9 protein-coding genes are annotated in these 10,035 nt (G+C 73.5%); 6 read left to right on the top strand and 3 right to left on the bottom strand.

The features are described 5' to 3' along the window. Positions 1–142 precede the first annotated feature (142 nt). Positions 143–1,750, bottom strand: a complete 1,608-nt coding sequence (locus ACEPPI_RS19680) for an MFS transporter (RefSeq protein ID WP_373916534.1) — start codon at positions 1,748–1,750, stop codon at positions 143–145. Positions 1,751–1,875: 125 nt separating this feature from the next. On the opposite strand from ACEPPI_RS19680, the gene ACEPPI_RS19675 reads away from it, so the two are divergent. Further along, the gene (locus ACEPPI_RS19675) at positions 1,876–2,319 is read left to right on the top strand and encodes a MarR family winged helix-turn-helix transcriptional regulator (RefSeq protein ID WP_373916533.1); all 444 of its coding nucleotides are present in this window, start codon (positions 1,876–1,878) and stop codon (positions 2,317–2,319) included. Positions 2,320–2,355: 36 nt separating this feature from the next. On the opposite strand, the gene ACEPPI_RS19670 is transcribed toward ACEPPI_RS19675, so the two are convergent. Beyond that, positions 2,356–3,156, bottom strand: a complete 801-nt coding sequence (locus ACEPPI_RS19670) for a RimK family alpha-L-glutamate ligase (RefSeq protein WP_373916532.1) — start codon at positions 3,154–3,156, stop codon at positions 2,356–2,358. Between the two features lie 152 nt (positions 3,157–3,308). Beyond that, a complete protein-coding gene (locus tag ACEPPI_RS19665) occupies positions 3,309–3,554 on the bottom strand; it encodes a hypothetical protein (RefSeq protein ID WP_373916531.1) in 246 nt (81 codons plus the stop codon). A 371-nt stretch (positions 3,555–3,925) separates the two neighbouring features. Between ACEPPI_RS19665 and cseB the strand changes: the two genes are divergently transcribed. From cseB to ACEPPI_RS19640, 5 genes are all read left to right on the top strand, one after another. Further along, on the top strand, positions 3,926–4,678 hold the full coding sequence (cseB, locus tag ACEPPI_RS19660; protein WP_373916530.1) for a two-component system response regulator CseB: 753 nt from the start codon (positions 3,926–3,928) through the stop codon (positions 4,676–4,678). 5 nt (positions 4,679–4,683) lie between these two features. Next, on the top strand, positions 4,684–5,994 hold the full coding sequence (locus ACEPPI_RS19655; RefSeq protein WP_373916529.1) for an ATP-binding protein: 1,311 nt from the start codon (positions 4,684–4,686) through the stop codon (positions 5,992–5,994). A 149-nt stretch (positions 5,995–6,143) separates the two neighbouring features. Further along, entirely contained in the window at positions 6,144–6,950 is an 807-nt protein-coding gene (locus ACEPPI_RS19650; RefSeq protein ID WP_373916528.1) for an ABC transporter ATP-binding protein, read from the top strand. A 73-nt stretch (positions 6,951–7,023) separates the two neighbouring features. After that, positions 7,024–9,573 (top strand): FtsX-like permease family protein, encoded by a 2,550-nt coding sequence (locus tag ACEPPI_RS19645; RefSeq protein WP_373916527.1) that lies wholly within the window; start codon positions 7,024–7,026, stop codon positions 9,571–9,573. Positions 9,574–9,743: 170 nt separating this feature from the next. After that, positions 9,744–9,989: a hypothetical protein gene (locus ACEPPI_RS19640; protein WP_373916526.1), complete on the top strand. Its 246-nt coding sequence runs from the start codon at positions 9,744–9,746 to the stop codon at positions 9,987–9,989. The last annotated feature ends 46 nt before the right edge of the window (positions 9,990–10,035 follow it).

Here is a 10,035-nt window from a genome sequence, read left to right as displayed (position 1 = left end):
CCCCCCCCCCCCCCCCCCCCCCCCCCCCCCCCCCCCCCCCCGCCGGGGCCCCCCGCCCCCCCCCCCCCCCCCCCCCGCCCCCCCCCCCCCCCCCCCCCCCCCCCCCCCCCCGCTTCCGTTCTCGCCCACAGGCCCGCGGCGGTCAGGGAGCGGGGGCCGGGGCCGGGGCGGGCGTCGACCACGCTGCCCCGCCCTCGCCCCGCACCGGCCCGCCACCACGACGGCCGGGCCGGAAGCCGAGGGCGAGGGCCGCCGAGCCGGCGAGCGCGAATCCCGCCGTCCAGAGCGCGCCGACGTGCATGGCGTGGAGGAAGGCACCGTCGGCCGCGGCGGCGAGCCGGGTGTCGTGCGTGAGGGCCGCCGCGTGCCGGGCGAGCTCGGCCGAGACGCGCGCCTGCTGCCGTACCGGCTCCGGGAGGCCGCTCAGCGAACCGTCGATCGAACGCCGGTAGGCGATCGAGGTGATCGTGCCGCCGGCCGCGATGCCCAGCACGCTCCCCGTCTGGCGCAGGGTGCTGTTGACCGCACTGCCCGCGCCGGAGCGCTCCAGCGGCAGGGAGCCCAGGACCGCGCCCGTGACCGGGGCGATCACCATGCCGATCGCGGCGCCCTGGACGAGCATGACCGCCGAGTACCAGACGATCGGTGTGGTCGCGTCGAACAGGGACACGGACCCCATCGCCAGGGCCGCGACGGCCAGCGAGACCGAGGAGACGAGCCGGACGGAGGTCCGGCCTGCGAGCCGGACGCCGACCGGCGAGCCGACGACCACTCCGAGCGCTCCCGGGAGGCCGAGGAGCGAGGCCTGCAACGCCGAGTACCCGCGCGCGCCTTGGAGGTAGAAGGCGAGGTAGAAGGATGCGGCCGTCAGGGCCAGGAAGACCATCATGAGGGTGAGGTTCCCGGTGGCGAAACGGCGCCGCGCCAGCAGTCGGGGATCGAAACTGGGGTGCGCGATCCGCAGCTCCACGACGACGAAGGCCGTGATCAGCGCGATGCCCGCGGCGACGCTCCCCCAGACGGCCGGCCGGCCGAAGGAGGCGTCCTGGCCGGCGCGGATCAGGCCGTACGCGAGGAGGCCGAGGCCGCCCGTCGACAGGAGCAGCCCGGCCGGGTCGAGCCGACGGACCTCGGGGCTGCGGGAGTTGGGCACGTACCGGGCGATGAAGCCGAGGCCGAGGAGGGCCACGGGCACGTTGACGAGGAACACCGAGCCCCACCAGAACGCGGCGAGCAGCACCCCCGCCAGGATCGGCCCGGCGGCGATCCCGGCACCGGCGAAGGACGAGAGCGCGGCGAAGGCCGCCGGCCGCTGTGCGGGCTCGAACGTCCAGCCGACCACCGCCATGGTGGCCGGTACGAGGAGTGCCGCTCCGGCCCCCATCACCGCGCGCCAGAGGACGAGTTGGCCGGGGGTGGTGGCACAGGCGGCGAAGGCCGAGGCGAGGCCGAACAGGGCCATGCCCGCCAGCAGGGTGTTGCGGTGCCCGAACCGGTCACCGAGCGCGCCCCCGGAGAACATCAGGCCGGCGAAGGCCAGCGTGTAGGCGCCGGTGGCCCACTGGAGCTGGCCGGGGGTGGCCCCCAAGCCGAGGACGGGGTCGGACAGGGTCTCGAAGGCGGTGGTGAGGATGGTGCCGTCGAGCCATATGAGGAGTTGGGCGAAGACGAGGACGCCGAGGATGAGCCGGCGGCGGGCCGGTGGTGGCGTGGACGGGCGTAACGGCATCGGTGGTGTGGCGGAGGACATGCGTGACTGCCTTCGGTTCAGGAGGGTTCCGGCTCGGCCGCAGCGTAGACTCGTCAAGTTCCTGACGGTTCGCCCATCGTGGCAACTCGTCAAGTTCCTGTCAATCACATCCGGGAGGACACCCCATGGGCGAGCAGGGTCACGGTCGGGTGGTGAGCTTCATGGTCCGGCACGCCTGGCTCAGCATGCGGGCCGCCATCGGCACCGAGCTGGAGGAATTCGGGCTCACGGTGCCGCAGTTCGCCACGCTGATGATGGTCGGGGCGTCCCCCGGCATGTCGGTGGCCCAGCTGGCCCGCTCGGTCGGGAGCACCCGGCAGGCCGCCAACGAGATGCTCGCGGCGCTGGAACGCGACGGGCTCATCACCCGCGCCCCCCACCCGACCGACCGCCGGACGCACCAGGTGCACCTGACGGCCCTCGGCGGCAGGCGCTACGAGGAGGCCCTCCCGGCCGTCGTACGGCGCGAGGCCGAACTGGAGGCGGCGCTGACCGCCGATCAGCGCGACGCCGCCCACGCCTGGTTGGCGGCCGTCTCGGCCGCCTGCCAGGAGCCCGCGCAGAAGTGACCCGCGGGGTGGAGCGGGTGGCCGGGGTTGCCGGGGTCACGGACTCCCGGACCACGCGTGGGCACGCGCCTCGTCGAGCAGGAAGTCCAGGAAGTACTCGGCCAGCGGTATGCGCAGGAGCGGCTCCAGGAAGAGGAACTGGCCCTGCGGATTCACTTCGAGCCAGACCGGCTCCCCGCTCGGGGTCAGCTTGATGTCGATGGCACCCATGCGCAGGCCGAGCACCCGCAGGACCGCCAGCACCCTCTCCGCCGTCTCGTCGGGAACGGGCCACACGGAGATCGGGATGGTGAGGTCGGCGCGCCAGTCGAGTTTCTCGGTCTTCAGGAGAGCCGCGTACATGCGGTCACCGAAACAGTTCAGACGTACGTGTTCGTCCCCTTCGATGTATTCCTGGTAGATCGCGGGGCACGCCTCGAAGGATTCCATCGCGATCGAGGCCGGGTCTTCGAGGTACTGGGTGAAGAGCAACGGCCCCGACGTACCCACCACGGGTTTCACGATGACGCGACCGACCTGTCCCAGGAAATCCGCCACCTCGTCGCGCGACTGCGTGACCAGGGTTCTCGGGACCCGAAATCCCGACCGCTGGGCGACAGCCATCTGGTACAGCTTGTCCGAAGCCCGGTCGGTCGCCTCGGGGTGGGAGATCCACTTCCCCTGGAAGGCCGTGGTGAGAATTCCCGTGAGGGCCCCGCGGCAATCGTTGTTGATGAGGTTCCGCTCGAATGCGTCCGCGTTGCCCTCCGCGGCCTTCTGAGCGGCTCGCACCCTTCGCCACCAGATCAACGAGGTCTCTTCCAGTACGATTTCCCGCCCGTCCGAGGTGCGCAGCATGGTCGGGGAGTTCCCGTGGGAATCCCAGGAGAGGCTTCGCCTCCCACTGAGTCGATCGCATTCGACTATGTGGAAATCCCGGTATCCACGTCTGCGCGCCTCGTTCCGGACCGCGAGTGCGTGAATGTCGTCCTTGAGCGAAATGGTGACAATCATTCGGGACAGACATCACACTTGTCGGAGCAGCCGCAGGAGCAGCCCTCGGTACCGACGGCCCGCAGATCGCTGGCGGACATCTCAAGACCGGTCGTCTGCCGGACGAGGGTTTCCCATACGCGGAGTTCCTCCGGCGTTTCCAGCCGGACGAACGAGTCGGGCTGGCATTCTATGACGACCGGGGGAGGATTCCTGTCCAACCGCTCCTTGTCCACGGGCTCGCCGAGTTTGATTTTCGCCATCACCCTCACTCCCCATAGCACAAGTTGGCCATTCACATCCAGCCTATGCCTCCCTCCCGGCCCCGCAACTCCGGGCGGGCACGGTCGCGCGGACCCGCCGGCCCGTCCTCACCGGTCCCCGGGGTGGAGCCACCGCGTGGGCGGCGAAGGGAGTTTGACCGCGCGTATCCGGCGACGCCGTTCCGGCGAAGGGCCGCGCACGCCCGGCCCGTTTTGTATCGGGCGTGTATCGGGAAACGCTTGGTCGTCCATCGAATCGGAGCGCCCGCCGTGCGATGCGCGGACCGCGTCCGGTGTCTGCCCTATCGTTCCCTTCAGGTCGCCCGCTCCCGGTCGCCGACCGCATCCGTCCCGACAGGAGCCGTCAGCCCGTGTCCGTGTCCACCCCCGCTCCGGCGCCCGCGCCTCCCGTGCGCGTGCTGCTGGTGGAGGACGACGAGCTCATGCGCCGGTCCTTCGCCGTCGCCCTGGAACGCTACGGCTACCGGATGCGGACCGCCGCCGACGGGCTGAGCGCCCTGGAGCTCTTCCGCGACGAGGACTTCGACCTGCTGATCCTGGACGTGATGCTGCCCGGTCTCGACGGGATCGGGCTCTGCCGCAGGGTCCGGGAGACCAGCCTGGTACCGGTCCTGATGATGTCCGCCCGCGGTGACGGACTGGACGTCGTCGCCGGTCTGGAGGCCGGGGCGGACGACTACGTGGTCAAGCCCGTGGACACCTACGTGCTCGTGGCGCGCATCCGTTCACTCCTGCGACGGGCGACCTACGCGCCGGCGCCGCCGCCCGCGCCCCGGCCCGCGCCGGCCCCGGACACCGGGGCGCCGGCCTCCGACGGACGGTCGCTCGTCTTCGGGGACCTGACCATCGACACCGGCGGCCTGGAGGTCTCCCTCTCCGGAAGCCCGGTGGCGCTGACCCCGACCGAACTGAAGCTGCTGCTGGAGTTCGCCGCCCATCCGGGCATCGTGCTGGACCGCCACACCCTCCTGCGCGAGGTCTGGGACTACGGCTGGGACGGCGACAGCCGCGTCGTGGACCTCTGCGTGCAGCGCCTGCGGGGCAAGGTGGGCCGGGACCGGATCGAGACGGTGCGCGGCTTCGGCTACAAGTTCAGGCGCTGAGAACGGTGCGACGGTTCCCCCGGCGACGGCCGGACCGCGTACCCCTGCGCTGGAAGATCGCCGCGCTGGCCGCGGCCACCGCCTGCCTGGTCGTCGCCGCGGTGGGCGCGATCGTGCACGTGTGGACCGCGCGGGACATCCGCGGCCGGGCCGAGGCGCAGGCCCTCAACTCGCTCTACGCCGCCATGGACGTCCACCGGCGCACCGGAACCCTCACGAACGGCGCCACCCTCGATCCGGAGGGGCTTCCCTCCTCCCTGCGCCACCTCACCGACACCACCCGGCACACGGCGTACGACGGGCGCGTCGACGGCAATCTGGGCCCGAGCGTCTGGGCCGCCGTAGGGACCGACGGCGCAGACGGCCGGGTACTGGCCGTCCAGGTGAACATGGGCCCGGAGCTCCACGACCTGCAACGCCTCGATGTGACCATGGCGGTGGCCTCGCTGGCCGCCCTCGCGGCCGCCATGCCCGTGGCGTTCTACGGAGCCGGGCTGCTCGCCCGCCGGCTGCGGCGGGTCTCCGAGACGGCGGGGCGGATCTCCGCCGGTGACCTCGACGCCCGGACGGGGCCCACCAAGGGCCGCGACGAGGTGGCCGACATCGCCGCCACCGTCGACCTCATGGCCGACAGCCTCAGCCGACGCCTGCGCACCGAGCGCCGGTTCACCGCGGACGTGGCACACGAACTGCGCACCCCGGTCGGCGGCCTGCTGGCGGCCGTCGACCTGCTCCCGCCCGGCGAGACGGAGGATCTGCTCCGGGCCCGGGTGCGCGACCTGCGCGGACTGGTCGAGGACCTGCTGGAGATCTCCCGGCTGGACGCCGGCGCCGAACGACCGGTGCGCGCCCACGTGCCGCTCGGGGCGGTCGTCTCGGAAGCCGTGGCACGCACCGGCCTCGACACCCGGGTCACCGTCACCGGCCCCGGGGCGGCCGCCCGTACGGCCGGGACGACGGAGACCGCGGAGACGGTGGAGGTGGTGGAGACGGTGGAGACGGTGGAGACCGATCCGCGCCGCCTCGAACGGATCGTCGGCAACCTCGTCATCAACGCCCACCGGCACGGCGCCGCCCCGGTCGAGGTCACGGTCGAGGGCCGTACCGTCGTCGTGCGCGACCACGGCCCCGGTTTCCCCCGGGACCTCCTCCTGGACGGCCCCCGCCGCTTCCACACGGGTGCGGCCGAGCGCGGATCCGGGCACGGCCTGGGCCTGACGATCGCCCTGGGCCAGGCGCGGCTCCTGGGTGCCGGACTGCGGCTGGAGAACGCCCCGGACGGCGGCGCCGTCGCCACGTTGCTCCTGCCGTCCTGACACCCTGCCGGCCCCGGCACCCGGCCCGCCGGGGCCGCTACACGACCGATACACAGCGGAGCGGCGGCCCGTACACGGCCGCCCTGGCGCCGATACGTTCGCCGGACACCCTTCGAAGCGCACCGCAGCGCACCCGAAGAGGAGTCACCGTGACCGCCGTCCCCCGTTTCCCGTCCGACCCGCTCGCCCCGCTCGGCCCGCGCCCGACGACCGGGGCCGCCGTCGCGGCCGCCACCACCGACCTGTCGAAGGTCTACGGCAGCGGCGACACCCGCGTCGTCGCCCTGGACCGCGTCAGCGTCTCCTTCCGGGAGGGCGAGTTCACCGCGATCATGGGTCCGTCCGGCTGCGGCAAGTCCACCCTGATGCACTGCGCGGCCGGGCTCGACTCCTTCAGCTCCGGCTCCGTCCGCATCGGCACGACCGAACTGGGGAACCTGGACGACGGTCGGCTCACGCGACTGCGGCGCGACCGCGTCGGATTCGTCTTCCAGGCGTTCAACCTGCTGCCGACCCTGACCGCGCTGGAGAACATCACGCTGCCGCTGACCGTCGCCGGACGACGGCCCGACCGGCAGTGGCTGGACCGCGTGGTGTCGATGGTCGGCCTCTCCCAGCGCCTGGGCCACCGCCCCGGGCAGCTGTCCGGCGGCCAGCAGCAACGCGTCGCCGTGGCCAGGGCGCTGGTTTCCCGCCCCGCCATCGTCTTCGGTGACGAGCCCACCGGGAACCTCGACTCCCGGGCCGGGGCGGAGGTCCTGGGCTTCCTGCGGGATTCGGTGCGGGAGCTGGGCCAGACGGTGGTCATGGTCACCCACGACCCGGTCGCCGCCGGGTACGCCGACCGCGTGGTCTTCCTCTCCGACGGCCGCCTGGTCGACGAGATGGCCCGTCCCTCCCCCGAGCGCGTCCTGGACCGGATGAAGGCGTTCGACACCCGTACGCACGCCGGCTGATCCGCCTCCTCCCCGCTCCGCACCAGCCACCCGCTCGCGTCCGCCGAGCCCGCCCCCACCAGGATCCGCACCCATGTTCCGTACCGCCTTGCGCAACGTGTCCGCGCACAGGGCCCGCCTGCTGATGACCGCGTTCGCGGTCATGCTCGGCGTCACCTTCGTCTCCGGCAGTCTGATCTACGGCGACAGCACGAACCGCGCCGCCACCGCCCGTGCGACCGCCGGCTACGAGCGCATCGCCGTCAGCGTCTTCCCCGACGACTCCCGCGGCGTCGGACCCGGGGCCGACGGCGGTGGGCCGCCCGGAGTGGACGCCGCCACCGTGGCCGCCCTGGCCAAGGTCGCGGGCGTCGCCGCCGCCACGGGACGGGTAGACGGCTTCGCCGCCGTCGCCGACCGCGACGGGCGCCTCCTCGGCCACGGCCCGTCCCACAAGGGCGGCAACTTCGCACCCGGCGCCGACGGCAAGGACCCGGCCTACCGGTTCACCCGTGGTTCCGGCCCGACGCGCGACGACGGGATCGCCCTCGACGAGACCACGGCCGCGAAGGGCGGCTATCGCGTCGGGGACACCGTGCGCGTCGGTACGAACCGGGGCGCCGCCTCGTACACGCTCAGCGGGATCTTCCGCACCGACGGGACCACACGGCCCGCCGGGGGCAGCCTGACGCTGTTCACCGACGCCACCGCCCAGCGGCTCTTCCTGCAGCCCGGCCGCTACAGGAACGCGGACGTCACGGCGTCGCCCGGCACCGACGTACGGGAACTCGTCGGGCGGGTCGAGTCGGCGCTGCCCCCGGGAACCGGCGCGGCCACCGGAGCCCGGCTCGCCGGGATCCAGGCGAACCTCGCCACCAACGACAGCGACACCATGAGCCAGATCCTGGTGGGTTTCGCCGCCGTCGCCCTGTTCGTCGCCACCTTCCTCATCTCCAACACCTTCACCATGCTGGTCTCCCGGCGCACCAGGGAACTGGCCCTGATGCGGGCCGTCGGCGCCTCGCGCCGCCAGGTGCGCCGCGTGCTGCTGACCGAGTCGCTCGTCGTCGGCGCGCTCGCCTCGGCGGCCGGCCTCGCCGTCGGCACCGGGGTCGCGGCCTTGCTGCAGACGGTCTTCGCCGCCGATGACGCCCCGGCCGCCCCGCTGGTCCTCACCCCGGGCACCGTGCTCACGTCCCTGCTGGTGGGAACCGTCCTGCCCATGGCCGCCGCGTGGCTCCCGATCCGCCGGGCGATGGCGATCCCGCCCGTCGCGGCGCTCGGCGCGGCCGAGCCCGCGGAGCCCGCGCGGACCGGCTCCCCGCGCACCGGCCTGTGCGCCGCGCTGCTGCTCGCCGGTGTCGGCGCCGCCGTGTACGGGGCCCTCGACCCGGGGCGGGACGCCCGGACCGTCATCGGCGTCGGCGCGGCCCTCGCGCTGACCGGCGCGATCGGCCTGATCCCCTTGCTGGCCCGGCCGTTCGTGGCCCTCGTACGGCCGCTGCTGACCCGCCTGCACCCGGTGCACGGCACCCTCGCGGCCCGCAACACCCTGCGCGCCCCCCGGCGTACGGGTGCCACGGCGGCGGCGCTCGCCATCGCGCTCACCCTCGCCTCGGGCCTGTCCGTCCTCGGCGCCTCCGCCACCCGGTACCTCGACCGCGCGACCACCCACGACTTCACCGCCGACTACCTGGTGAAGCCCGCCGAGGGCGGCATGCGGATGACCCCGGACACCGCGGCGCCCCTGGGGAAGCTCCCGGGCACCCGGTTCAGCCCGCTCGACCAGTCCACCGGTTACCGCCTGGGCGGTGTCTCCTCCGTCCTGACCGGCGTGGACCCGGCCACCATCGGCGGGCTCCTGCGGTACGACGTGATCGAGGGATCCCTGGACTCGCTCGCCGAGGGCCGGATCGCCGTGGCCGACTTCAAGGCCGGTCCGGCCGGCTGGCGCGTCGGCCAGACCCTTCCCCTGGAGCGGGACGGCCGGAGCGGCAGCGTCACCATCGGCGCCGTCTACCGGGCCGACGAGCAGAGCAACCTGCTGCCCAGCATCACCGCGCCCGACTCCCTCGTGGCCCGGTACGACTCCACCCCGAGCACCGCCGGCGTCCTCGTCGCCACGCCCGGCGGGGCGGGCCGGGCGTCGCTGGTCGGGATCACCCGCGCCCTCGGCGACAACCCCGCGCTGGCCGTCCTCGACCGGGCCGCCGTCCGCGCCCGGGACAGCGGGGACATCGGCGACCAGCTCAACGTGTTCTACGCGCTGCTGAGCATGGCCCTGGCGATCGCCGCGCTGGGCATCGCGAACACCCTCGCGATGTCCGTCCTCGAACGTCACAAGGAGATCGGCACCCTGCGCGCCCTCGGCGTGGACCGCTCCGGGGTGAGCCGCATGATCCGCCTGGAGGCGCTGCTCCTCGGCGGACTCGGCGCGACGCTCGGCACGGCCCTGGGCGTCTTCCTGGGGTGGGCGCTCGGGCGCACGCTCCAGGAGAGCGTGGCGGGCTACGCGCTGGTCCTCCCCTGGGGTCGCCTGGCCGTCGGCGTGCTCGTCGCGCTGGCGGGCGCGCTGCTCGCCTCGCTCTGGCCGGCCCGAAGGGCCGCCCGGATCGACATTCCGGCCGCGACGGCGGCGCAGTAACCATTCGCCCCAACGCCCGCAAGGTCTCGGACGGCCGCCCCGGACGCGGCGGCGTGCCGGGTGTGCCCGGCATTGGAGTGACATGCCGTTTCCCGTCGCCCCCCGCCGATGTTGAACGGCCGACGCGCCACCTTTCAGGCGCGTCATCCAGAGCTCTTGTAGGAGTAGTCATGCGTATGCGTTCCGCCCTGACCGCCTCTGTCCTGGCCGCCGGCATCCTGCTGGGCGGGGCCGGCGCCGCCCTGGCGAACGACGGCGTCGACCTGGAGCAGTTCTCCGGCGGCCACGCCGCCTTCGCGTCCACCTGCTCGTCGGCCGCCGCCATCCCGGCCGCGTTCGGCCCTGTCTACACCTCGTCCTGCGCGAAGGAGGGCGAGAAGGAGTGGGCCGACTTCGCCCACCTCGGCGCCCACTGACACCCAGGCACCACCAAGGGGGCGGCCGACCACCACGTCGGCCGCC

The organism is Streptomyces sp. AB3(2024) (genome assembly GCF_041862025.1).
Classification (GTDB): domain Bacteria; phylum Actinomycetota; class Actinomycetes; order Streptomycetales; family Streptomycetaceae; genus Streptomyces.
The sequence above is the reverse complement of the archived record's forward strand: the minus strand, read 5'-3'. Positions and strand labels throughout refer to the sequence as shown.

What these genes read in the sequence shown, in the direction of transcription:
- ACEPPI_RS19680 (WP_373916534.1), bottom strand. Translation starts at nt 1,750, where the DNA reads ATGTCCTCCGCCACACCACCGATGCCGTTACGCCCGTCCACGCCACCA.
- ACEPPI_RS19675 (WP_373916533.1), top strand. Translation starts at nt 1,876, where the DNA reads ATGGGCGAGCAGGGTCACGGTCGGGTGGTGAGCTTCATGGTCCGGCAC.
- ACEPPI_RS19670 (WP_373916532.1), bottom strand. Translation starts at nt 3,156, where the DNA reads ATGCTGCGCACCTCGGACGGGCGGGAAATCGTACTGGAAGAGACCTCG.
- ACEPPI_RS19665 (WP_373916531.1), bottom strand. Translation starts at nt 3,554, where the DNA reads ATGGCGAAAATCAAACTCGGCGAGCCCGTGGACAAGGAGCGGTTGGAC.
- ACEPPI_RS19645 (WP_373916527.1), top strand. Translation starts at nt 7,024, where the DNA reads ATGTTCCGTACCGCCTTGCGCAACGTGTCCGCGCACAGGGCCCGCCTG.
- ACEPPI_RS19640 (WP_373916526.1), top strand. Translation starts at nt 9,744, where the DNA reads ATGCGTATGCGTTCCGCCCTGACCGCCTCTGTCCTGGCCGCCGGCATC.